The 25241-nt window shown below is 63.0% G+C and carries 16 protein-coding genes and 1 pseudogene; 3 read left to right on the top strand and 14 right to left on the bottom strand.

Annotation, left to right across the window (positions count from 1 at the left end):
- Together U5A82_RS01465 and U5A82_RS01460 are read right to left on the bottom strand one after the other, a co-directional pair.
- Positions 1-1692: a GH39 family glycosyl hydrolase gene (locus U5A82_RS01465; RefSeq protein WP_326288083.1), complete on the bottom strand. Its 1692-nt coding sequence runs from the start codon at positions 1690-1692 to the stop codon at positions 1-3.
- A 26-nt stretch (positions 1693-1718) separates the two neighbouring features.
- Entirely contained in the window at positions 1719-4406 is a 2688-nt protein-coding gene (locus U5A82_RS01460; protein ID WP_326288081.1) for a TonB-dependent receptor, read from the bottom strand.
- Positions 4407-4585: 179 nt separating this feature from the next.
- Here U5A82_RS01460 and U5A82_RS01455 point away from each other — a divergent pair, with 179 nt between their 5' ends.
- Positions 4586-5314 (top strand): FadR/GntR family transcriptional regulator, encoded by a 729-nt coding sequence (locus U5A82_RS01455; protein WP_326288079.1) that lies wholly within the window; start codon positions 4586-4588, stop codon positions 5312-5314.
- A gap of 287 nt (positions 5315-5601) precedes the next feature.
- Here the strand turns inward: U5A82_RS01455 and cobA are convergent, their stop codons facing one another.
- The 8 genes from cobA to U5A82_RS01415 form a co-directional block, all read right to left on the bottom strand.
- Positions 5602-6384, bottom strand: coding sequence for a uroporphyrinogen-III C-methyltransferase (gene cobA / locus U5A82_RS01450; RefSeq protein WP_326288077.1), 783 nt, complete (start codon positions 6382-6384; stop codon positions 5602-5604).
- The gene (locus U5A82_RS01445) at positions 6371-8980 is read right to left on the bottom strand and encodes a molybdopterin-dependent oxidoreductase (protein WP_326288075.1); all 2610 of its coding nucleotides are present in this window, start codon (positions 8978-8980) and stop codon (positions 6371-6373) included. Before U5A82_RS01445 ends, cobA begins: the two co-directional genes overlap by 14 nt.
- A complete protein-coding gene (nirD, locus tag U5A82_RS01440) occupies positions 8980-9315 on the bottom strand; it encodes a nitrite reductase small subunit NirD (RefSeq protein WP_326288074.1) in 336 nt (111 codons plus the stop codon). Before nirD ends, U5A82_RS01445 begins: the two co-directional genes overlap by 1 nt.
- Before the next feature lie 5 nt (positions 9316-9320).
- On the bottom strand, positions 9321-11828 hold the full coding sequence (gene nirB / locus U5A82_RS01435) for a nitrite reductase large subunit NirB (RefSeq protein ID WP_326288073.1): 2508 nt from the start codon (positions 11826-11828) through the stop codon (positions 9321-9323).
- A gap of 206 nt (positions 11829-12034) precedes the next feature.
- Entirely contained in the window at positions 12035-13240 is a 1206-nt protein-coding gene (locus tag U5A82_RS01430) for a hypothetical protein (protein ID WP_326288071.1), read from the bottom strand.
- Positions 13241-13327: 87 nt separating this feature from the next.
- Positions 13328-14572, bottom strand: coding sequence for a nitrate/nitrite transporter (locus U5A82_RS01425; protein ID WP_326288070.1), 1245 nt, complete (start codon positions 14570-14572; stop codon positions 13328-13330).
- A gap of 217 nt (positions 14573-14789) precedes the next feature.
- The gene (locus tag U5A82_RS01420; RefSeq protein WP_326288069.1) at positions 14790-16004 is read right to left on the bottom strand and encodes a CmpA/NrtA family ABC transporter substrate-binding protein; all 1215 of its coding nucleotides are present in this window, start codon (positions 16002-16004) and stop codon (positions 14790-14792) included.
- Entirely contained in the window at positions 16001-16582 is a 582-nt protein-coding gene (locus U5A82_RS01415) for an ANTAR domain-containing response regulator (protein ID WP_326288068.1), read from the bottom strand. Before U5A82_RS01415 ends, U5A82_RS01420 begins: the two co-directional genes overlap by 4 nt.
- Positions 16583-16858: 276 nt before the next feature.
- Here U5A82_RS01415 and htpG point away from each other — a divergent pair, with 276 nt between their 5' ends.
- Positions 16859-18745 carry a molecular chaperone HtpG gene (gene htpG, locus U5A82_RS01410; protein WP_326288067.1) on the top strand — a complete coding sequence of 629 codons (1887 nt, stop codon included), beginning with the start codon at positions 16859-16861 and terminating at the stop codon, positions 18743-18745.
- Between the two features lie 229 nt (positions 18746-18974).
- Positions 18975-21131 carry a dipeptidyl-peptidase 5 gene (locus U5A82_RS01405; RefSeq protein WP_326288066.1) on the top strand — a complete coding sequence of 719 codons (2157 nt, stop codon included), beginning with the start codon at positions 18975-18977 and terminating at the stop codon, positions 21129-21131.
- Between the two features lie 236 nt (positions 21132-21367).
- Here the strand turns inward: U5A82_RS01405 and U5A82_RS21660 are convergent, their stop codons facing one another.
- From U5A82_RS21660 to U5A82_RS01390, 4 genes and pseudogenes are all read right to left on the bottom strand, one after another.
- Positions 21368-21919, bottom strand: coding sequence for an aminotransferase class V-fold PLP-dependent enzyme (locus tag U5A82_RS21660; RefSeq protein WP_442802144.1), 552 nt, complete (start codon positions 21917-21919; stop codon positions 21368-21370).
- Positions 21864-22670, bottom strand: a pseudogene (locus tag U5A82_RS01400) (aminotransferase class V-fold PLP-dependent enzyme); the annotation flags it as partial. The pseudogene U5A82_RS01400 and the gene U5A82_RS21660, both read right to left, overlap by 56 nt.
- 29 nt (positions 22671-22699) lie before the next feature.
- Complete coding sequence (locus U5A82_RS01395; RefSeq protein WP_326288064.1) at positions 22700-23953, bottom strand: MFS transporter; 1254 nt, start codon at positions 23951-23953, stop codon at positions 22700-22702.
- Between the two features lie 31 nt (positions 23954-23984).
- Positions 23985-25238, bottom strand: a complete 1254-nt coding sequence (locus U5A82_RS01390) for an aminotransferase class V-fold PLP-dependent enzyme (RefSeq protein ID WP_326288063.1) — start codon at positions 25236-25238, stop codon at positions 23985-23987.
- Between the last annotated feature and the right edge of the window lie 3 nt (positions 25239-25241).

Genomic DNA, 25241 nt, shown 5'->3' with positions numbered 1-25241 from the left:
CTATTGCGCGTCCAGAACCAGCAACGCCACGCCCTGGCGCGGCAGCTTCAGATCGACGCTGGCCGCGCCGCGAACGCCGGATACGGTCACATCTTCCGCTTTCATGACCGATGCAGCTTCCAATTGGGCATATTGATCCTGATTGGGGGACTGGGGCGATCCCATTTTCTTCCAGGCGGAAAAGGCGTTGGCATGGTCGCCATCGACCCGCCACAGCTTCGCGCCCGTCGGTGCGGCCTTCAGCCCTTTCAGATCGATCTTCACCTGCGCATCCGGCCCGGGGACGTCATCGTCATGATAATGCCACAGCAGCAGCGCGACCTTGCCATCCGCCGTGCGAGTGGCGATCGACCCGATATCGGCATTGCCCTGAATGCCTTTCGCCATCGCCTGGTCGAGCGGGATCTGGGCTGCGTTGGTCGTCGCCAGCTTCGTCTCGCCCAGTTGGGCGAAGAGGCGGAAGACATTGAGCACCGGCAGGTCGACGCCGTTGGTGGACAGCTGGCGATAGCCCGCGAACCAGGGCTGATCCTCAAATTCGAAGGACCAGGACAGCACGCCTTCCAGATTGACCTTCCGCCGTTCGGCCAATTCCCAGATGCGCGCGAAACTGGCTGCGGTGTAGCTGCTGTACATGGTGCCGTTGCGATAGTCGTTCTGCGGTCCGGGACAGGCGGCGCAGCCTTCCGGATCGCTTTCGCCGATCACCACCGGCTTGGTCGCCAGCGCAGGAATGGACAGTATCTTGGTGAAGCCGCGATCGGCCTCCTGCAAATGGGTGGCGATGCCCATGCGGACATGGCCGCCGACGAAGACCGGCTTGCCCTTGGCATGGAAGGACAGGAAGTCGGTGGGCGTGCCGGTCTGGCCGGTCACATAATTCTTGCCCGACGACACATGTTTCAGGAAGCCGTCCATGAAGGTGCCCCCGGCCCCGGCGACGTCCGGCCCGCCGACCCGCGCGGTCGGCAACGCGCGGCGCACCGCCCCGATCGCATAGTCATGCAGCTTGTAGAATTCCTCCGGAGAAGCGGTCCAGTAGAAGGACGAGTTCGGCTCGTTCCAGACCTCGAAATACCATTTTTCGACTTCGGCCTTGCCGTATTTCTCGATATTGTGGAGCGTCCATTGATAGACGAGTTCCGCCCATTTCTCATAGTCCTTGGGCGGGTAGGTCCAACCCGTCGCGATCAGCTTATAGTCGAAACCGGGCCGCCATTCATGCTGATAGGGCGTACCGGCGGGCGCGGCGGACATGGCTTGCGGCATGAAGCCGATCTGGAGATAGGGCCGCACGCCGCGCGCCAGATAAGTGTCGATGATGCCGTCCACCACTTTCCAGTCATAGACCGGTTTACCGTCCTTGCTTTCGGTATAGGCGTTGGTGCTGCCCCATTTGAACGCGGCGGTGCCATCGCCGCTGCTCAGCAGATTGTGGGCGCGGAAATAGACTTCGCCTTTCTTGAGTTCACCCAGTTCCACCAGCAATTTGCGGCCATCCTTCATGGTCGCATAATTGGGTTCGTCCGCGCCGAAGAAGCGCCACACCGGGGGCAACTTGCCCGCCGATTTCGCGGTGTCCACGCTGATGGCGACCTGCCGCGCTTCCTGCGCCGACGCCGTCTGGGCCTGGGCCAGTTGCGGCAGCGCCATCAGCATCGACAGGGAAGCGATCATTGGGGAAATCGTCATGGAACATCCTCTCGAAATAGGCATCGTCAAAGCTTCGCGCGAAAACCGACGGCGAAGGTGCGCGTGTAGAGAACCGTGTCGCGCGGATAGAGACTGGGGTCGTTGAACGAAGTTTGATAGAGATTTTTCAGCACGTTGGTCGCATCGAACACGACGGTGAACTGCGGATTGATCTCATAGGAGAAGGACAGGTCGAGATTGCTGATCTGGCCGTTGGTGATGAAGTTGGGATTGACCCCGGTAAAGTGCAGCCCGCCATTATATCTGTCGCGCCAGACATAGGAGGCCCGGCCGGAGAAGCCGCCCTTTTCATAGATGAGCGTGCCGGTGGCGGAATATTTGGAGACATTCTGGAACGGTATGTCCAAAAAGCCGGTGACGCCGGGTAGCGGCGACAGGGCCGTATTCTTGCCGTCGATATAGGTGCCGTTGGCGCTGACGCCGATGCCGTCGAGCCATTTGGGCAGTCCCTTGGGGAAAAAGGTGAAGCCACCCTCTATCCCCTGCAACTTGCCCGAGCCGGAATTTTCCGGTCGGGTGATCTGATAGACGCCATTGTCGGGGCCAAGATAGTCGATGTCGAAATTGCTGGTGACCGACTGAATGAAACCCGAGACGTCGCGGCGAAAGATGGTCGCGGTGATCGAACTGGACCGGTCGATATACCATTCGAGCGACAGGTCGTAATTGTCGGAGCGAACCGGCTTGAGATCCGCATTGCCGCTGGTGCCGCGCCCGAAGGGCTGCTGCCCGGGTATGGGCGGCGTCAGGGTAAGCGCGGGGTTGAGCTGCGCGAAGCTGGGGCGGGTGATCGTCTTGCTGGCGGCGAAGCGCAGGAACAGATTGTCCTTGAGCTTGTAGCGTAGCGCCAGGCTGGGCAGCACATCCGTACTTTTGTTGCGGATGGTGACGGGCGAGGTGGCGCCGCGCAGAACCAGAAAAGCGTTGGAGGTGATGTCGGTGCGGATGACCCGCACGCCGACCTGGCCGTCCAGTCGGCCGATCTCCAGATTGGCCTGTCCGTAACCGGCGTAGTTCTTCTCGTTGATGTCGAAATGCTGGGTGTCCTGAAAGGCCGGATCGCCCGGGGCCAGTCCGAACAGCTGACGCAGCGTCCCGATATTGTTCAGCAGATAGCTGGTCGTCGGCGTAGCCCATTGGCGCACGAAATTGCCGGTGCCGGTGTCGAAGTCCCCGGGCGTCACCGTCATCAGGCCCGGCAGGCTGGCGGCGCGGGTGGTGTAGCATTTGACCGCGACCGCCGGACCGCAATTTACCGTCTGGGTGAAGCTGTCCGATTTGGCGTCGCGCTTGCTGAGGCGGATACCCGCGTCGAGGCCCGAGAAGATCAGGAAGGTCGAGCGATAGGACAGATCGCCACGCCATGCCCATTCCTTGCCATCGCCCAACGTGCGCGTGGTCGACAGGCGCGACAGGAAATAGCGCGAGGGATCGGCGATATTGTCGTTGGGCAGGGCGAAATAGGGCGTGCCCGATCCGTCGTTGAAGACGGCGTCGGTGCGCGACGCGATGAAGTCGACGTCCAGATTGTTGCCAATATCGGTCGCCTTCGACCGGGTGTAGGATAATTCCGTCGCCGCCTTCCAGTCGCCCGCTTCCCAGTCCGCGCCCACCGCGCCCTGCCAGCGATCGGCCTTGTTTTTGTAGGCGTTGCCGAAATTGGCGACGCGGCCATTGGCGATGCTGAGCGACTGGACCAGCTTGGTATCGCCAACGAACTTGAGCGGGGCCAGCAAAGTCCCGTTCATCGACGTGAAATTCTGATTGCCGTTGCCGCGCTCGCGATAGCCGTAGAACAGGCCGTCGGCATGGATGGTCAGGCGATCGTCGGGCGCCCATTGCAGCGTGGCGTTGACCGCCGGGCGGGTGCGAGTGCCGATCCGGTCGAAGGCGCCGATCACGTCGGTGCGAAACGCCCTGGGCTCGGTCGGGTTGGTGCCGCGCGGGTCGAGCGGAACGCCAGGCGTGTAAGGCGCGCGGCTGTTGTCGAGATTATAACCGAAATAGCCGCCGCTATAGATGGTTTCGTCGCGATAGCGGGTCTTGTGATAGGAGACGCTGATGAGGGCGCCGATTTCGCCGATGCCGGTCGACCAGCGATTGCTGATGAGGGCGCTGGCATAGGGATCGATCTTGTCGGGTTGCTCGCTATAGACTTCGCGGCCCGCCAGCGCGACCTCCAGCCCCTTGAAGTCGAAGGGACGGCGGGTGCGGACGTTGATGAGGCCGGCAATGCCGCCTTCCAGCTGATCGGCCGAGCGCGACTTGTAGACATCGACGCCTGCAACAAGATCCGCCGGCACATCCGCCAGCGACAGGGATCGGCCGGTGGTGCTGAAGATGTTGCGGCCATTGACGAGCGTCACCACGTCGGGAAGGCCGCGGATGAGGACGGTGGCGGACTCGCCGCGGGCGCGGGGTGAAACCTGGATGCCGGGTACGCGCTGAAGCGCCTCCACCACATTATTGTCGGGCAGCTTGCCGATATCCTCGGCCACGACCGAGTTGACCAGTTGCTGGGCGTTGCGTTTGATATTTTGCGCCGACGACAGGCTGGCCCGCATGCCGGTGACGATGATGTCGCCATCGCTGACGCCCGCGTTCTGGCCCGGGCCGGACTGGGCGATCGCCGATTGCGCCATCGCGAGCGCGAACAGCGAAATAGACAGCTGTGTTCCCTTTTTCATCATCATATCCCCTCCGAGTCATTTTTATTTCTCATACTAGATGACGAATTTTTGGAACCCATTCAAGCGATAAATTGACGGAGTAATGGTTCGGACCATCAAATATTCGATTTTTCTCATACCAATTATGGCCTGCAACGCCGTTCAGGCTTGACGACAGGGGAAGGAGGGGTGACGAAGCCGAGATGATGCAAGCAGACGACCATCCCCTGTCCCGCCCGCCCAGCCCGTCGCAAAGGGCCGTCCATGACCGGATCGCCCATGATGTGGGGGTCGCGATCGTCGGTGGTCGCTACCAGCCGGGCGACATTTTGCCGGGCGAGGAGCGATATAGCGCGGAACAGGGCGTGTCCCGCACCGCCTATCGCGAGGCCGTCCGCGTCCTGTCGGCCAAGGGGCTGGTCCATAGTCGCACAAAAAGTGGCACGCGCATCAACGACAGGCTGCGCTGGAACATGCTGGACCTGGACGTACTCGCCTGGATGTTCGAGGCGGGACCGACGCCCCAGTTTCTGCGCGACATATTCGAACTGCGCATCGTCGTGGAACCGGCGGCGGCAGAGTTTGCGGCCCTGCGTCGCGACGGGCAGGATATTTCCCGCATGGGCCATGCCCTGGAGGAAATGCGCCGCTTCGGCCTGCAAACGGCGGAAGGACGCGCCGCGGATCAGGGCTTCCATCGCCTGATCCTGCTCGCCACCCGCAACGAATCGCTCATCACCCTGGCCACGTCGGTCACGGCGGTAGTCGCCTGGACCACGCGCTTCGCGCGCGACGAACGTAAGGAGTCGCGCGATCCCATGCCCGACCATGATGCCGTATTCGACGCGATCATGCGCGGCGAAGGCGAGGAAGCCCGGCTGAAAATGCTGGCCTTGATCCGGAATGCCTCCGCCGACGCGGGCATGTTATGAGGCCATGCCGATCTATTTCTCATACTAGATGAGTGAATTTCGCCGGTGTTGATGGCCTGCGCCGACAGAGGCGCGGGACAGACATTTCACCCCATATGTTATTAGGATCGAGACCATCATGCTCCAGCAGAATGGTCGACGCATGGCTCGCGCCCGAAATGTTCGACAATCCGACCGCTTGTCCTGGTCGAACCGGAGACATTCGGCAGCGCGACGTCCAGCCCCATCCGGCAGCGATGGCGTAATAGTTCGAGCAAACCGAATGCGCGATCGGCGGGCTGGACAGATCAGACCGGAAGCGCGGCACTCGCCAAGACATCGGCCGGAACATGCGTCCCCGCCACCGCCTCACCGATCAACAACAGGGTGGGGTCATCCTCGCTGATCGTCGCCACCAGAAAGGCCAGCGCCGACAGCCTGCCCCGGATCAACCGTTCATTGGGCAGCGAGACATTGACCGCGATCATCACCGGCGTTGCGGGATCGCGTCCCGCCACGATCAGCGATCGGCTGATTTCCGCCGCCGCCGCCCGACCCATATAGATGCCAAGCGTGCCGCCCGGGCGCGCCAGCGTTTCCCAATCCAGCTTCAGCGGCTCGCCCGCCTTGAGATGCGCCGTCACCAGCGTCAGCCCGCGTGCCACGCCGCGCAAGGTCAGCGACGCATGGCCGCTCGCCGCCGCCGCACTGGCCGTCGTGATGCCGGGGCAAATCTGGAAACGCACGCCATCTGCGGCCAGATGCGCCATTTCCTCCGCCGAGCGGCCAAAGATCGACGGGTCGCCCCCCTTTAGGCGCACGACGCGCTTGCCCGCCTTCGCCGCCGCCAGCAGCAGGTCGTTGATGCTGTCCTGCGCTTTGGAATGCCGGCCCGATCGCTTGCCGACGCTCACCCGTTCAACTTCGGCGGGGATCAGGTCCAGCACGCCCGGCCCGACCAGAGCATCATGGAAAACCACGTCCGCCGCCGCGATCAGCTTTTCGGCCTTGCGGGTCAGCAGGTCCGGGTCGCCCGGCCCTGCACCGACCAGCCAGACTTCGCCAGGGGCAATGCGTTCATTCGGCTGCATGCAGCGTCTCCTGCGAGGTTTGAGCCAGAATTTTAGCGATGGCCGGGCGGCACGACCCGCAATTGGTGCCCGCGCCCAGCGCCTGTCCAACGGCGGGCACGTCGATCAACCGCTGATCACGGATCGCGGCGACGATCTGGTTCAAGCCGATGTCGAAACACACGCAGATGGTCGCCCCCTTGTCGGGCTGGCTGCCCGGTCCACGCGCCGCCAGCACGGTCGCGCCGACGCCCTCGACCGATAGCTGGTCGATCAGCCAGTCGCGCGAAGGGAGCAGGCCGGTGCAGGTCACGAACAGCACGCCTGCCAGCTTGCCGTCACGGATGATGGCCACCCGGCGCGTGCCGCGCGTCTGATCGATCGCCTCGATCCGCTCGCCCTTGGGCAGGCAGGCCTCCAGCCGCGCCGGATCGCCGTTCCCCGCAACCTCGTATAGCGCGCCGCCCGGCACCGTCACACGCGTTGCCCAAAGGCATGGCGGCTTTATCGGATCAGCGCCGCGCAGGATCAGGAAGCCCTTCCATTGGGTCGCGACACGCTCGACGCTGGCTGGCGTGCGTTTGAAACCGGGTTGACCGGAATGCGGATCGACCAGAGGCCGGGGCAGCAGGCCGGTCCGGCCACCGTTTGAAATCTGATCGGTCCAGTGGATCGGCGTGAAAATCTCTCCGGCACGCTGGCCTTCGCTTAGGGCGACACGGAAAATGCTGTCGCCTTGCGCCGTCCGCACGCGCGCCAGATCGCCGTCGGCTAGACCCATCGCCATTGCATCCTGCGGATGGATCTCCACCAGCGGCTCTTCGCGATGGCGCGCGAGTTTGGGCGCAAGACCGGTGCGCGTCATCGTGTGCCACTGGTCGCGATAGCGCCCGGTATTGAGCGTCAGCGGCCAGTCCCGAAGCGGCCCCTGCACGTCCATCTGCTTCGTCAGCACAAGGCGCGCCCTGCGATCCGGGGTCGGAAAGCCGTCTGAAAAAGGTGCGTCGCCGCCCCAGCGGAACGGCTCCAGCGCGTCATAGGCCTGATTGCCGATCGTGGCATGGCTGCGCAGGTTGAGCACACGCTGCCCGTCATTCTGATAGGCGGTCAGACGCGCATGTTCGCGCCAGATATCGGCGGGCCGATCATAGGCGAAAGCGTTGCGCCAGCCCATGCGCCGGGCGACCTCGGTCACGATCCACCAGTCCGGCTTCGCTTCGCCCGGCAGCGCCAGGAAGGGCCGTTGACGGCTGATGGTGCGGTCCGAATTGGTGACGGTCCCGTCTTTCTCGCCCCATCCGGCGGCGGGCAGGCGTATATCGGCATGAAGGCCGGTATCGGTTTCGGCCACGATGTCCGACACGACGAGGAAGGGAATAGCCGCTAGCGCCTCACGCACGCGCCCCGCGTCGGGCAGCGACACGGCAGGGTTGGTCGCCATCACCCAAAGCGCCTTGATCCGGCCCTCATCGATCGCACGAAACAGATCGACGGCCTTCAGGCCCGGCTTGGTCGCCATGTTCGGCGCGGCCCAGAAGCGGCCCACCCGCGCGACATTATCCGGCGCGAAATCCATATGAGCGGCCAGGGTCGAAGCCAATCCCCCCACTTCGCGCCCGCCCATGGCGTTGGGCTGGCCCGTGATCGAGAACGGCGCCGCGCCCGGCTTGCCAAAGCGACCGGTCGCCAGATGAACGTTGATGATGGCATTGACCTGGTCCGTGCCGCGGATCGACTGGTTGATGCCCTGACTGAACAGCGTGACGGTGCGCGGGGTCGCAGCGAACAGGGCGAAGAACTGCTCCAGCAGCGCGGGTGCGATGTCGCAGGTTTTGGCCGTGGTCCACAGATCGTGACCGGTGCGGATATGCTCCCAGAAACCCGCAGGCGCATTGACATGATCCGCGATGAAAGCGGGATCAGTGACCCCTTCCAGATCACACCAGGCGAGCAACCCATTCATCAGCGCGACGTCGGTGCCAGGCTTGACCGGCAGATGCAGGTCGGCGTCCTCACAGGTTTCGGTGCGGCGCGGGTCGATGACGACCAGCTTCGTACCGCGCGCGGCACGGGCCGCCTGAATGCGCTGGTAAACGATCGGATGGCACCAGGCGGTGTTGGAGCCGACAAGGACGATCAGGTCGGCTTCGTCCAGATCGTCATAGCTGGCTGGCACTATATCCTCGCCAAAGGCGCGCATATGCCCGGCCACGGCGCTGGACATGCAAAGGCGCGAATTGGTGTCGATGTTCGCCGATCCGATGAAGCCCTTCATCAGCTTGTTGGCGACATAATAATCTTCGGTCAGCAACTGGCCCGACACGTAGAAGGCGACGCTGTCCGGCCCGTGCCGATCGATAGTCTCGCGAAATGTCTTCGCGACCAGATCCAACGCCTTGTCCCAGCTTGCTCGCTTGTTCCCCACCATGGGATGGAGCAGCCGCCCTTCCAGTCCCACCGTCTCGCCCAGATGGGTGCCTTTGGAACAGAGGCGCCCGCCATTGGCCGGATGCGCCTCATCGCCCTTTATGACGACGGATCGCGGCCCGGTCGGCGTGGCCGATATGCCGCAACCGACGCCGCAATAGGCGCAGGTGGTGCGGATCGGCGCAACCATCAGGCCGCCACCCTCACCGCCACCGGCCGCGCGATCAAAATCCGCCCGCCTTCTTCCTTCACCGCAATCGTCGGCGTGCAGCCGCTATCGGCGCCCTGTGCCTCCCCCGTCTTCAGCGCGATGGTCCAATTATGCAGCGGGCAGGCAACGCTATGGCCGTGGACGATGCCCTGGCTGAGCGGCCCCTTCTTGTGCGGGCATTCGTTGACCAATGCGAAGACCTGATCGTCGCCGGTGCGGAACACGGCGATTTCCTTTTCGTCGCCGATCTGCACCGTGCGTGCACCGCGTTGGGGAATGTCGGCCAACGTACCGATATCGATCCAGTCGGTCATCTGTCTTACTCCGCTGCAATGGCGATGGGGGCGAGAGGCTGGTGCAGCTCGGCATGCTGGCCGGCCGCACGTTCCGCCCAGGGATCGTCCTGCATGAACTGCTGCGAGAAGAGGAAGCGCGCGCGGAGCGCCTCGCGACCGGCGTCGTCTTCCACGATCCGGCTCTTCACATAATCGACGCCCACCCGCTCGATCCAGGGCGCGGTCCGTTCCAGATAGCGGGCTTCCTCGCGGTAGAGCTGGGTGAAGGCGGCGCAGTAGTCGAGCGCCTCCTGCTCCGTCGCCACCTTGCACAGGAAGTCGGTGGCGCGGACATGGATGCCGCCATTGCCGCCGACATGGAGTTCATAGCCCGAGTCCACGCACACGATCCCGAAATCCTTGATCGTCGCTTCCGCGCAATTACGGGGGCAGCCTGACACCGCGATCTTGAACTTGTGCGGCATCCATGATCCCCAGGTCATCCGCTCGGTCTTGACGCCAAGCCCGGTGCTGTCCTGCGTGCCGAAGCGACACCATTCGGACCCGACGCAGGTCTTCACCGTGCGCAGCGACTTGCCATAGGCATGGCCCGACACCATGCCTGCGGCGTTGAGGTCTGCCCAGACGGCGGGCAGATCTTCCTTCCTGATCCCGAATATGTCGAGCCGCTGGCCGCCCGTGACTTTCACCATCGGCGCGTTGAACTTTTCGACCACATCGGCGATCGCGCGGAGTTCGCGCGGATTGGTGAGGCCGCCCCACATGCGCGGGACGACCGAATAGGTGCCGTCCTTCTGGATATTGGCGTGCATCCGTTCGTTGACGAAGCGGCTTTGCTGATCGTCGACATAGTCGCCGGGCAGCGCGCAGAGCAGATAGTAATTGAGCGCGGGGCGGCAGGAAGAGCAGCCGTCCGGGGTCGACCAGTGCAGCCTCTGCATCACTTCGGGGATCGAGCGCATGCCCTGCGCCACGATTTCGCGGCGGACATCGTCATGACCGAAGCTGGTGCATTTGCACATCGTCTTGGGACCGGACTGGACTTCATCGCCCAGCACAACGCTGAGCAGATTTTCCACCAGGCCGGTGCAGCTGCCGCAACTGGCGGACGCTTTGCATCCTGCGCGCACCGCGTCCAGGCTGCATGCGCCCGCCGAAATGCAGGCGAAGACCTGACCCTTGGAAACGCCGTTGCAGCCGCAAATCTCGGCATCGTCCGAGAGCGCCGCAACGGCCGCCTTAGGGTCCAGCGCGCCTCCTCCAGAGGCGAAGGCCTGACCGAAGATCAGCAGGTCGCGGATGTCGGCGACATCCTCGCCCTTTTTGAGCAGGTCGAAATACCAGCCGCCGTCGGCGGTATCCCCATATAGCACCGCGCCGACGACCTTGTCGTCCTTGACCACCACCCGCTTATACACCCCGCGCGACGCATCCCGCAGGACGATATCCTCGCAGCCCTCTCCGCCAGAAAAGTCACCTGCGGAGAAGACGTCCAGCCCTGCGACCTTCAGCTTGGTCGAGGTGACGCTGCCCCTGTAGCCGCTATGCCGGTCGGTCAGGCCGTCGGCCAGGCTGCGGCACATATCCCATAGCGGCGCGACCAGGCCATAGACGTTGCCGTCATGCTCGACGCATTCGCCGACCGCCAGCACGTCCGCATCGCTGGTGACCATATGGTCATCGACCTGGATGCCGCGATTGACCGCCAGTCCAGCGTCCCGCGCCAGCGCTGTCGAGGGACGGATGCCCACCGCCATCACCACCAGGCTGGCAGGAATTTCCGTGCCGTCCTTCAGCCGCACGCCCTCGACCTTCCCGTCGCCATAGATGGATTCGGTATTGGCGCCGGTCAGGATGGTCTGGCCGCGCGCTTCCAGTGCGGATTTGAGCAGCCAGCCCGCAGCCTCGTCGAGTTGCCGTTCCATCAGCGTGTCCATCAGATGGATCACCGTCACCTTCATGCCGCGCAGCGTCAGGCCATGCGCCGCTTCCAGTCCCAGCAGCCCGCCGCCGATCACCACCGCGTCCCCGCCCTTCCCGGCGGCGTCCAGCATGGTGTCGACATCCTTCATGTCGCGGAAGCTGATGACGCCGGGCAGATCCTTCCCCGGCACAGGGATGATGAAGGGATCGGAACCGGTGGCGATCAACAGCTTGTCATAATGGACGGTGCGGCCGCTGCGCGCCGTGACGCTCTTGGCCGCGCGGTCGATCGCCGTCACCGGATCGGCGACGATCAGGTCGATACCGTTATCGTCGTACCAGGCCCGGTCGTTGATGACGATCTGCTCGAACGTCTTTTCCCCCGCCAACACCGGCGAGAGCATGATGCGGTTGTAATTCACATAGGGTTCCGCGCCGAAGATGGTGACGCGATAGCGCGTCCCGTCTCTCGCCAGCAGCTCTTCGACCGCGCGGCACCCGGCCATGCCGTTGCCTATCACGACCAGATGTTCGCGCACATCGTCCGACGGCATGAGGAGGATATCCTCGCCGTCCGCTACCGGCTCCGTTCCGATCTGAAATTCCATCCCCGTCGCTCCAGAAACCAAAAAAGCCGCCATCCTGACCCCCGGTAAGAACCGAAAGTCAGGATGGCGGCTTTGCCATCATAGGGACCTTGCCAGTTCTACCCTGAACCGCCGCGGCTATGTGAGACGAGACATCCTTGTCTCTTGCGGTGCAGCATATGGGGAATCGCCTGGATGCTCAAGCAATTCCTCTCGTGCCTTTTCAATCAGATGGCCCAGTCCGCCTGGAGCCATAATTTGTCGGTATCGGTCGCCATCGTCTTCGCCCTGTAATGGGCGTAGCGGACGGACAAAGCGGTCTTCCCGGCCTTGGCGGACGCCAGCAGATCGATCTCCTTGCCATAATGCTGGTCCAGCCGGTCGCTGTCGAAACGGTGCCAGCTTGCCGCCAGCGTTATGCCGGACAATGGACCCCACTGCTTCCAGCCATAGCCACCACCGACATACAGGTCGCGGATGCCATTGGCGGGGGTGGTCAGGAATTTGTCGGCCCAGCCCTGAAATTTGAAATTGGTGCCGAGCGGTGTCTGGAAACTGGTGAAAGGACGGCCGCTGCTGGCGCCCAACACTTCATAGCCGCCGTTCAGCTTCACGCCCCTAATGTCCAGCGTAGCGTCGGCCAGCCAGTAATCGGCGCTGTAATCATTGGGATTGCGGTGATAATCCGACTGGCGCGCATAGCTCAGCTGATAGGAGAGCTTCGCCACCTTCGACAAAGGCCGCGATCCCGCCAGCCGCAGGCCATAGGTCTGGCTGGACAGTCGAAAAGCCTGCATGGCAGCTTCATCCTGGTCCACCAGATAGGCAAAGCCGGTCAGCGTGCCGACAGGCGTCATATAGGACAGGTTGGCCAGAATAGTGTCGCCACGCACCGCCTGCTGCCGTGCGCCCCTGCCCTGGAAACCCCAGATCGTCCGCACGCTCCAGACATAGGCGACGTCCAGTTTCAGCCCCTTGGTCGGCGTCAGTTCGGCCCGCACCGCGTCGAACGTCTGGCCGTTGTCGCGAAAGGCGACATTGCCGACGAACCGTTCGTCATCCAGCACGATCTTCTGTCGCCCGCCGGTCAACGTCATCGCCTTGGTCTTATACTGGAGTTGCGCGACATAGAGCGCGATATTCTCCGGATCGGCCACGATCGGCCGGGTCGCCGCACCGTTCAGTCCATCATAATAGCGATCGATCACCGCCAACGTCCCCTGCCCCAGGATGTTGGCGGTCAACCCGCCGCTGCTGGCGGTCAGCCCCGCGCGGGCGCGGACGGTGAGCGCGTCGGCCTCGTCGGCTAGCCCATCCTGATCGGCATGTTCATAGCGCACACGCGCTTCGGCCACAGGTTTGAGCATGATGGTCTGGGCACAGGCAGGCCCTGCGACGGCCAGCGCGGCCGCCGATGCGAATATGTATTTCATGGAAAATCGCCCCCCTTGGACGGAACTGACGCGGTCTGAAAATTCGGGGCGGCGGCCTTGCATGGGCCGCCGCCTCCCTCTCCAAAGCTAGATGCGTGCGCCGCTTGTCCAGGTCGCGCGCCATTTGCCCTTGACCAGCATCAGGCCCAGCAGCGCCACCACGGCGAGGCCGGCGAAGATCAGGAAGCCCGACGAAAAACTGCCGGTCAGTTGCTTGGCCAGACCCAAAGAACTGGCGAGGTAGAAGCCGCCGACACCGCCCGCCATGCCGACAAGGCCCGTCATCACGCCGATTTCCGCCTGGAACCGCTGCGGCACCAACTGGAATACCGATCCGTTTCCAGTGCCCAATGCCAGCATGGCCAGGACGAAGAAGCCGAGCGCCCCGACCAGCGTCGTGGCGAAGGCTACGCCGGTCAGCGCCAACGCCGCGACGACCAGCACCATGGTCAGCGTCTTGACCCCGCCGATCCTGTCCGCCAGCGCGCCACCCATCGGCCGTACAAGCGACCCGGCGAAGACACAGCCCGCCGTGCAATAGCCCGCGATGATCGGGGTCAGGCCGAACTGGTCGGTGAAATAGATGGGCAGCGACGCCGCAAGCCCGACGAACCCGCCGAACGTCACCGCGTAAAAGCCCATCAACCACCAGGCGTCGGCCTGTTTCAGCGGCTCGAAATAATCGATCATCTTCTTGGCCGGGGGCGCGTTGGGCGCGTCCTTCGCCATCAGCATATAGACGACGAACACGATGGTCAGCGGAATGCAGGCCAGACCCAGCACGGCGTTCCAGCCGAACAGTTTCGCCAACATGGGGGCGAACAGAGACGCCAGCACCGTGCCCGAATTGCCCATGCCCGCCAGGCCCATCGCCTTGCCCTGATGCTCGGGCGGATACCAGCGGCTCGCCAGTGGCAGCGCGATCGCGAAGCTGGCGCCCGCAAAGCCCAGGATGACGCCCAGCGCCAGCGTGCCGCCAAAGCTGTTGACGCCCAGCGCCCACGCCGTGAACAGGCCCGCGATGACGATGATCTGGCTGATCGCGCCCGATCGTTTCGGTCCGATCCGGTCGACCAGCAGGCCATTGACGACGCGCAGCAGCGCACCGGCCAGCGTCGGTGTCGCGACCATCAGGCCCTTTTCGGCCGGGGTCAGCATCAGCGTCTTGGAAATCATGGGGGCGAGTGGCCCCAGCAGCACCCACACCATGAAGGCGAGGTCGAAATACAAGAAGGCGGCGATCAGCGTCGGTGTGTGACCAGCCTTCCAAAAGCTGGTCGCGGGCTGGACCGGTGCGGTCTCCCCTTCACGATCCCAATAAGCGGTTGCCATGTGACGTCCCCCAATAAACGGAAAATGGACATAAAAAAAGCCGCAGGCCGGACGTTACCTTGCGGGTAAATCCGGTCAGCGGCTTTGCTGCGAAATATGGTGAGGACGGCAATCCCACCCTTGGGACGGCGCATCCTGATAAGCGCGCTTCATCGCGCGATGCCTATATCATCCCGCGAATCGCATCATGTTGCAAGGCACAAAATTCGGCGTCATTTCAACGCGGCGGCGCAGAACCCGCCAGATAATCTTCGATCCTTTCGGGATCGAACACGCGCCCGTCGAAGAATCGGTCCGGCCCCAGCGTCAATTCGCCCCGGCGCGAACCCACCGCCAGCGGCAGGCCGACCGCCCCCTCCAGCTTCATGCTGGCGCCCGGCATGGCGACGTCGCTGTTTGCCAGCGCCCGACGATAGACATCGGGGCGGAACACCGCGCCTGCCTTCGCTGCCGTCGCGGCGTCATGTTCCACCATGTTCCAGCGGACGAACTGCGAATAGATCCACAGCGCCTGGCTGCGCCAGGGGAAGGATGTGGCTTCGCGGCTGAACAGCATGTAATCGGGCCTGGCGATCGCCGCTTCCCCGGCTCGCGCCACGATCTGCCCGGACAACGCCCGCCCTATGAGGTCGACCGGCTGGTCGACATAGCGCGGGCCAGCCAGCAGTTCCGCCAGCGTCGCATGGCTGGCCGGATCATCGCACCAGGCCGCAGCCCGTGCCAGCGCGCGCAAAAGCCGGTCGACCGTATCGGTATTGTCCTCCATCCAGCTTTCGCGAAACGTCAGCACCTTTTCCACGCCGCGCTGCCATATACGTTCGCCGATCGCGACGGTTTCGGCCAACCCCGCTTCCACTGCGGCGCTGCCCCAGGGTTCGCCTGCGATAAAGCCGTCGATTTCGCCCGCCCGCATCGCCTCCACCGTCAGCGATGGCGGCAATACGCGCAGCACGACGTCGCGATCCGGATCGACGCCTGCGCTGGCGAGCCAGTAGCGCAGCATCAGGGCATGGCTGGAAAAGCGATGGACGACGCCGATCACCGGCTTGCGCCGCCAAAGGCCTATCGCGGCAGCGAAATCATGCGCTGTGCCCAGCGGATCGGCCAGGCGCGACCCGACATCGGGTTCCAGCGCCCGGGCGAAATCGATCGCCATCACCAGCATGTTGCCGTTGACGTTCAGCTTGTAGGGCGCAGCCAGCGCGGCCGGTTGCTGGCTGAGACCCAGAGTGACCGCGACGGCCAACGGCGCGAGCATGTGCGCGGCATGCACCTGGCCATAAACCAGCCGGTCGCGCAGCGTCGCCCAGCTGGTCGATCGCACCAGATCCAGCGCCAGACCTTCTTCCTCGGCAAAACCCCGTTCGTGCGCCGCCACCAGCACGGCGGCGTCGGTCAACGGCAGGAAGGCGATTTTCAGATGCGTGGTCATAGGCCTCCTCCCAACAGGTCGCTCGCGGTAATCAGCGCCTGCGCCACCTCCACGATCTTCTTGCCCTGATTCATCGCGGCGGAGCGCAGCAGCGCATAGGCGTCCTGCTCGCTCAGCGACCGCTGGTTCATCAGGATCGATTTGGCCCGGTCGATGATCTTCCGATCGCTCAGCGCCGCGCGGGCCTCTTCAAGCTCACCCTGTATCTTGGCGAAAGCGTTGAAGCGTCGGACAGCCAGTTCCAGCACCGGCTTCACCCGTTCCTTGCGCAGGCCATCCACGACATAGGCCGACACGCCCGCGTCGATCGCCGCGCCGATCATCGCCTCATCCGACTGGTCCACGAACATCGCGATCGGCTTGGCCAGCGCGCGGCTGACGATCAGCATTTCCTCAAGCGTATCGCGACTGGGGCTGCCAAGGTCCATCAGGACGACGTCGGGCGCCATGCGCTCCAGCCGCGCGACGAATGCGCCGCGTGGCGGGACGATATGGATGTCGTCATAGCCCGCTTCACGCAGTCCTTCTTCAAGGACCGTCGCACGCAGCCCGCTATCGTCTATAATGACAATCCGCATTGCCGCCCTTTCACGCTGCGCCATAGCAGCAGTTTGCGGTGTCGAGTCAATCCGAAGCGTCGATGAAGGGTCGGCAAGGATGACCTGGTGACAATTCTTTATGCCCGAAGGAACGGCCAGCCACGGGCCGAGCCTGACCTGTTTTGCCGCTAGATTGTCATCGCGAGGCGCCGCATTGCCCGTCCAGGCAAATAGCCCATCACGATCTCTTGAACGCCAGAGGCTTTCGCGCCATTTGTCGCACGCAAAACCACGAATGCGAGAGCCAGATAGACGATGACGATGGACACCGTTACCGCCCCCGAAACACGGGTCTTCGAGGCAGATGTTTCCAAGCTTCTGCACATGATGGTCCACTCGGTCTATTCCGACCGGGACGTGTTCCTGCGGGAACTTATATCCAATGCTGCCGATGCCTGCGAAAAGTTGCGCTATGAAGCGATCTCCAACCCGGCGCTGCTGGGCGACGATCCCCAACCGCGCATCAGCGTGCGGCTGGACAAGGCAGCCGGCACGCTCGAGATCGAAGATAATGGCATCGGCATGACCGCCGCCGACATGGCCGAAACGCTGGGCACCATTGCGCGGTCGGGCACCAAGGCCTTTATGGACAGGCTTGCCGCGGACAAGAATGGCGAGGGGCAACAGCTCATCGGCCAGTTTGGCGTAGGCTTCTATTCGGCGTTCATGGTCGCCGGGAAGGTCGAGGTTGTTTCGCGTCGTGCGGGCGAGAGCGATGCGGCCACCTGGTCTTCCGATGGCCTTGGCACTTACACGATCGCACCATCCGATCCCGACACGGCGCCCTCGCGCGGCACGCGCGTTACGCTGCACCTTCTCGATGATGCCAAAAGCTATGCCGAGCGCTACACGGTGGAGCGGATCGTCAAGGCGCAGTCCGGTCATGTGCCGGTTCCCATCTTTCTCCAGGAAGCAGGCAGCGAAGACGAGCCGGGGCAGGTGGCCGACGGCGTGGCGCTATGGACCAAGGCGAAGTCCGACATCAGCGAGGAAGATTACGCCGATTTCTACCGCAGCGTGGCGGGGCAGTTCGACAAGCCAGCCCTGACGCTGCATTATCGGGCAGAAGGCCGTCACGAATATTCCGTCCTGACCTTCATCCCCGAAACCAAGCCTTTCGATCTGTTCGACCCGGACCGCAAGGGCCGCATCAAGCTCTATGTGCGCCGGGTATTCATCACGGACGAGGCGGATATCCTGCCGCGCTATCTGCGTTTCGTGCGGGGCCTTGTCGATTCCGCCGACCTGCCGCTCAACATGTCGCGCGAGATGATCCAGGACAGCCCGGTTCTGTCGGCCATTCAAAAGGGTGTGAGCAACCGCATTCTTTCCGAACTGGACAAGCTTTCAACCAGCGAGCCTGAACGATATGCCGCTATCTGGGACAATTTCGGATCGGTGTTGAAGGAAGGCCTGTACGAAGATTTCGAGCGCCGCGACGCTTTGCTGGGCCTGGCCCGGTTCAAGAGCACGACGTCCGATGGTGCGTGGCGTTCGCTCAAGGACTATGTCGGCACCCTGAAAGACAATCAAACGGCGATCTACTATGCGACCGGCCATGATCTGGATCGGATCGCGCAGTCCCCGCAGATCGAAGGCTTCAAGGCGCGTGGCATCGAAGTCCTACTGCTCCCCGATCAGGTCGACAGTTTCTGGACGACGATGGGCGTCGATTATGAGGGCAAGCCTTTCAAGTCCGTCACGCAAGGGGCTGCTGATCTGAGCCTCATTCCCCTGGCCGAAGGTAGCAGCAGTACGGCTGAACCAAGTGAAGAGGCTGATAGCTTCATCGCCTTCGCCAAGGAGGCGTTGGCAGATCAGGTGTCCGATGTGCGGATCTCGGACCGCTTGACCAGCAGCGCGGTCTGCATCGTTGCAGCCGACAACGCCATGGATCTCCAGCTCGAGAAGATGTTGGCCTCGGCCGGTCGTGCGCCTGAGCGAGCCAAGCCGGTTCTGGAGGTGAACGCCGGTCATACTCTCATCGCGAAACTGGGGCAGGCCAGTGGCGATGACGAGGGCCGACGTGACCTCGCCTTTCTGCTGCTCGATGAGGCCCGGATTGCCGAAGGCGAGCCTCCTGCCGATCCGCGCGCTTTCGCCGAGCGGCTGGAGCGTTTGATGACCAAAGCCTTGGGATAATATCTATGGGGGAGCCTGACGGCTCCCCTCTTTTGTGCCGAGTCTCTGTAGCCCCTATCGCGCTTCGGCACAGATTTTGTCGTTCCTGTGTCCAGTCCGTCGACTTCTATCCGTCATTCGCCCAGACCAATGGATTGACATCTCGCTTGCGCGGTTCCTCAAGATAGAAAGTGCGGCCCGATTGCGCGGTTTCCAGCGGGAGGGTCGATAAACGGAACGGGGTTCGATTATGGGAAAGATTGCGCGTCTTCTGATCTCTGCGGCGATGGTCGCGGGCCTTGGCGCCACGCCTGCGCGCGCCCAGGCCAAGCAAGTGCTGACACATGAAATTTTGTGGATGATGAAGCGGGTCGGCGCGCCGCTGACCAGCCCGGACGGCAAATGGGTCGTCTATTCATTGAGCGAGCCGTCCTATATGAAGGATGAATCAGTCAGCGATCTGTGGATCGTGCCGGCCGACGGCAGCGCGGAACCACGCCGGCTGACGTCGAGCAAGGCGGGAGAGAGCGACCCGGCCTGGGCGCCCGACAGCCGCCGCATCGCTTTTTCGGCCAAACGCGAAGGCGATGAGGTCGCGCAACTCTACATCCTCGATCTGGCAGGCGGCGAAGCCCGGCGCGCGACCGACGTGCCGACAGGCGCAGCCCGGCCGCAATGGCGCCCCGACGGGCAGGCGATCCTGTTCGAAAGTCTGGTCTATCCCGGCGCGATCGACGCCGCGTCCAACAAGAAGGCGGCAGAAGAACGCAAGGCGCGCAAATTCTCGATGCGCGTCTATGAGCATTTTCCGATCCGCTATTGGAACGACTGGCTGGACGATCGCCGATCCAGCCTCTGGGTGCAGCCCCTGTCCGAAGGCGCGGTGGCGCGCGATGTCCTGTCCACGACGAGGCTGGCGCAAGCGGAGGGCTTTGGCGGCAGTCCGCAAAATGACGGCGGCATGACCCTGTCCCCCGCATGGAGTCCCGACGGCAAGGAAATCCTGTTCATCGCCACTACGCAAAGATGGGATGCCGCCCATGCGCGCGTCAATTACGGCCTTTACCGGATGTCCGCCGAGGGCGGTGAACCGACTTTGGTCACGCCGGTCCTGGGCGAATATGGCGATCCCAAATTCACGCCCGATGGCAAAAGCCTGATCGTCAAATTCAACAGCCAGGGCGAAGATGTCTACGATTTGGCGCGGCTCCATCGCATCGCCTGGCCCGCAGGCGGCGCCGCGACCCTACTGACAGGCGGGTTCGATCGCGAAGTGGACGGCTATGCCGTGACGCCGGACAGCCGCACCCTCTATCTGACGGTGCCCGACGCGGGCTTGGAGAATCTCTATCGCCTGCCGGTTGGCGGCGGAAAACCCGAACTGGTGGTCGCGCCGAAGGTCGGCGGCTATACCGCGATCGACATTCCGTCCGACGCCAAATCGACCGCGTTGATTGCCAGCTATGGCAGCGCCGTCAATCCGGCTGAGATCGTACGCATCGATCCCAGGAGCGGGCGTCATACCCACCTGACGAACGTCAATACAGCGATCGCCGCGACGATCGATTGGTCCAGTCCCGTGCATTTCTGGTTCACCAGCGACAAGGGGCGAGCAATCCATAATATGATCGTGACGCCGCCCGCATTCGACCCGGCCAAGACATATCCGCTGATGGTGCTGATGCACGGTGGGCCGGCATCGTCCAACACCGACCAGATCGGCCTGCGCTGGAATTATCATCTGCTGGCAAGTGCCGGCTATGTCGTGCTGATGACCGACTATACCGGATCGACCGGCTATGGCGAAGCCTTCTCCCGCGCGATCAAGCTGGACCCGCTGCGCGGCCCGGCCGAAGAAATCAATCGGGCCGTGGACGAAGCGGGCAAGCGTTTCAGCTTCATCGACACCAGCAACGCCTGCATAGGAGGGGCCAGCTATGGTGGCCATCTGGCCAACTGGATGGAGGCCACGACCACGCGCTATAAATGCATCGTCAGCCATGCAGGCGAGGTCGATCTGCTGACTCAATGGGGCACCAGCGACTTCAACTATGGGCGGGAGGTGGCGAGCGGCGGACCGCCCTGGGGTGACAGCAAGGTGTGGCGCGACCAAAGTCCGATCACCTATGCCAAGGACTGGAAGACGCCGATGCTGTTGACGGCAGGCGAGCGCGACTATCGCGTGCCGATGGCGAACACCCTGGAAACCTGGTCGACGTTGCAGCGCATGCAGGTGCCGAGCCGCCTGCTCATCTTCCCCGATGCCTGGCACTGGATCACAAAGCCCGAGGATAGCCGCCAATTCTATCATGAGGTGCAAGGCTGGCTGGCCCATTATCTGAAAGGCGCGCCTGCGGTGAAGGGCGGCCCGCTGGCGGCTCCGGGGAAAGCGCCCTTAGCGAAATGATCCGGTCGCCCTCGGCCTGAGCAGCGCCGACGGGTCAGCCATGGGGTGGCCTCCTGGTCAGGGGTTGGGCTCAGCGACCAGCCTTCTCATCAAGAGGCCATTCCAGCCAGTATCTACGCTTTCCTGCTGCAACGGGTTTGTTCAATCCTGTTGGCAATCAGGCAAGATGTCATTGCGCTTGCGCGACATGACAGCCTCCTATGCTGATTTGTTCAGGCGGTGCCTTATGCCCCGCGTCAGAGCGTTGCGAGCAAATCCACAAGATAGCGGATCTGCGATTCGGTGTTGTAGATGTGTGGCGAGATCCGCAGCGCGTTCAACGAAGCGAAGGCGGAGGAATTGACCTTGATTTGGAAACGCTCCCATAAGAGCGTGGTTACTTCATCTGCGGACCGCGTGTCCCCGACGTGGAATGATGTCAGGGCGGCGGACCGCTGTGGCGAACGCGGCGTCAGCACCTTGCCCCATCGAATTTCCTCCAGGCCTTCGCGTAACAACCGCGACAGATATTCCAGCCGCCCGTGGAAAACATCCTCCCCGATCGTCTCGTAAAATTCGATCGCTTCCAGGAAGCCCATTTCGGACGCGAGATTCTTGGGGCCGTGATTGTCGAACTTGCGTGCCGTGTCCTTCCATGCCGCGGGCGCGCCCGGCACATGCGCGGGTCCGGCGATCGGCCAGACCTGATCGATGATGCGCTTGCTGAAGAAGGCGAAGCCTGCCCGGTCCGCCCAGAATCCATTTATGGCTCGGCGCGGCGAGATGATCGATACCGCTGTCCACCACATCGATGGGCAACGCGCCGAAAGCTTGCGCTGCGTCCACCGAAACGATCAGGCCATGGCGGTGGCCCAGTTCCGCCAGTGCCTTGATCGGCATGCGGAACCCGGCGCGGTAATTGACCCAGTTCAGGAACAGGATGCGCGTGCGCGGCGTGATCGCAGCGGCGTATTTCGCGATGATGTCGGCGTCGGATCTCGGCTCGGCGCTCAGGTCTACGAACACCAGTTTTACGCCGTGTCGGCGGGTCAGGTTGAGGAACGACTGGAACGCGGTAAAGTGATCGTTTCTGTCGAGAATGATCTCGTCACCCTCCTTCCAGTCCAGCCCCTGGGTCAGCAGGTTGATGCCTTCCGTGGTGCTGCGGGTAAGCGCGATTTCGTCAGCGTCGGCGTTCACCAGCGCGGCGGTCCGGGCGCGGACATGTTCCAAAAGGTCGGTGCGGACGCTGTCCTGAGGATGGCTCGCCAGATGACGCTGCCACCGCTTCTGCGTTTCCAGCACGATCCGCGGCGGCGGGCAATAGGTGCCGTTGTTGAAGAAGGTGACGCCGTTGACGATGTCGAATTGCGACCGGATGCGGTTCCAGTAGATGGCATCGGGTCCGCCTTCGGGCGGTGCGAATGCGGACCGATCGGTCGCAAAGCCCCTGTCCAATATGGCATAGGCGCCCACCCGTTCGAGCCGGATGATCGGCGGCAGATCTTTCTCCGGCGGTGTTTCGCGAACGACGATGCGGTCGAGCAGGGTCTGTGTCATGCTGATATCCTCGTGATGAGCGGCATTATTCATTGGGTTGCGAGTGCGAACGTTTCGGTTCGGGGCGCGCGGCGGGCGCCGATCAGAAAATAGCTGGTCGCCGCGATGAAGAAGAAGGCGACGAACGCGACCAGCGCGCCATTATAACTGCCGCTATAATCATAGACCTGCCCCAGCAGCGTCACGCCGAATGCGCTGGCGATGAACATTGCCGTGAACATCACGCCGGAAATGGCGGAATAGCTTTTAAAGCCGAATTCACGCGCGATGAAATAGGGCAGAATGTCGCTTTCACCGCCATTCTGGATACCGATAATGGCGATCGCGAGCGCAGCCACCCAAAAGTCCGGCGCTGGAAGGGCGATCAGGATCATCAGTCCAATCGCGGGTACAAGCGTCACCGCGAAAGCGACATGGTAGGGCGGCAGACGATCGAGCAGCACGCCCGTACCCACGCGCCCGATGACCACCGCCCCGGAGTAGAGCGAAAGGAACAGCGCGGCATCGGCGGTCGTAAAGCCGTTGTCTGTCACCAGCGGCGTCAACTGGCTGAGAAATCCCTGTGCCGGTGCGGTGCAGAAGATGACCGCCGCCAACAGAAGCCAGAAGGCGCGCGTCCGTGCAGCGTCGCGCAGGGTCGGGCCGGTGTCGGCAGTCACGCCGCCGTCCAGATCAGCCTCCCCCGGTGGCTCACGCAGGGTCGCCAGGACGATGGGCAGCCCGACGATCACGACAAGCCCCCCCAACGAGAGATAGCCCGCGCGCCAGCCATAGTCGGAAATCACATAATGCAACGCGAAGGGGGCGACCATCGCTAGCAACGGGATGCCACAGGCCGTCAGCCCCAGCGCCAGTCCGCGGTTCTTGACGAACCAACCGGTCAGCGTCTTGGCAAATACCGGTCCCGAATTTGCCGGTGCGGCGATCAGCATCCCTGCCATCAGGAAGGTCAGGGTGACGAGGCTGCCACTGAGCGAAGCGTAGCCAAGATACAGCGCACCGATCATCAGCGCGCCGATGGTCGACATCACGCGCACGCCGAACCGGTCGATCGCGCGCCCGACGAAGGGCGCGGCCAGAACGCCCACGCAGCCGATGCCTTGGGCAGTGGCGATTTCGCCCCGCGACCAGCCAAACTCCGCCTGCAGGCTGGGGATGAAAAGGCTGGAAATATAGGTGTAGAGCGCAACACCCGTGCCGTTTCCGACCGTTGCGCCCAGCGCTACGCGCCAGTGTTGCCGCCATTCGGACGGCTCTGCATTGAGGGTGACGCTGTTCGTCATGACGGATACCTTATTGTGGCAGGGTCGGCTTTCACGCGGCGGCAATGCGAGCGAGCGCCCATGCCACGCGATCAATGTCATTGAAGCTGTTGTGGATATGCGGTGAGACGCGAAGCCGCGCATCGGCCCCCTCGCCAATCAGGCCGAGGTGAACATTCTCGCGCACATGCAATATGTCTCTGACCTCTTGTGCGCTATGGCCCTCGACCGAAAAGAGGGTGAGTGGGCTGGTGGGCGGCTGTTCGAGATCGCCTAATATGCGAACCGTCGGCAGCACGGCCAAAGCCGCCCGCAGATAGGCCGACAGGTCCAGAATGCGCCGCTCGATCGCGTGCTGACCCACCGCCTTGTGCCATTCGACGGCAGCGTCGAAACCCAAGAGGAAAGGAATGTTTTTCTGACCGGCGTTACGGTCGAGCCGACGGGCGCTCTGGTCGAACGGCGAAGTCGATTTGGGATCATATCCGCCGCCCACAGTAGGCCACACGATCGCCTGAGTTGCATGGCGGAAATAGGCAAAGCCGCCGCCATGGCCCGCCGCCGCCCATTTGTGGCCCGGAGCGGCCACGAAATCGACGCTAAGGTCGCCAACTGACAGATGCAGCGCGCCGAATGACTGGCTCGCATCCAGCGCAACCAGCGCGCCGCTGGCATGGGCTGCGTCGGCGATGCGGCGAACCGGCATGCGCCTGCCGGTCCAGCCGTTCACATGAGACAGCAGGACGAGCCGCGTATGTGCGGTCAGCTTGTTCGTGTAGCGCGCGACGATCGCATCATCGCCGGGCACGTCATCGCCAAGCCCTGCGTCGATCGCCCGCACGCCATAGCGTCGTTGCAATATTTCCAGAATAGCGCGGATGGACGGATGATCGCCGCCGTCAAACAGGATTTCGTCACCAGCATGCCAGTCGAACCCGTAAAGTAGCAGGCTGAACCCCTCCGTCGTGCTTCGTGTGAGAGTGATCTCCTCCTCCGAACCGCCGATCGCGTCTGCAATATTCGCGCGCACCGGCTCCAGCTCTCCCAGCCGCATTGGATTGGCGGGATTGGCCGACAACTGATGCTGCCACCGTTCCTGCGTTTCGAGGATCAGGTTCGGCGGCGGCGAATAGGCCGCGTTATCCAGATAGGCGAGGCCACCGGAGACCGAATATTGTGCGCGCAACGCTTCCCAGAAATGCGCGTCGCGATCCCCATCCTGCCGTGCGATCGCGCCGATGTCGGCGATCGGCGTTGGGACGGCAGAATGTCTGAAGGGCGCGAAAGCAGCGGTGGCTGTGGACATGCA

The sequence above is a fragment of the Sphingobium sp. CR2-8 genome, assembly GCF_035818615.1.
GTDB lineage: Bacteria > Pseudomonadota > Alphaproteobacteria > Sphingomonadales > Sphingomonadaceae > Sphingobium.
This window is presented reverse-complemented; position numbering and strand designations above follow the sequence as displayed.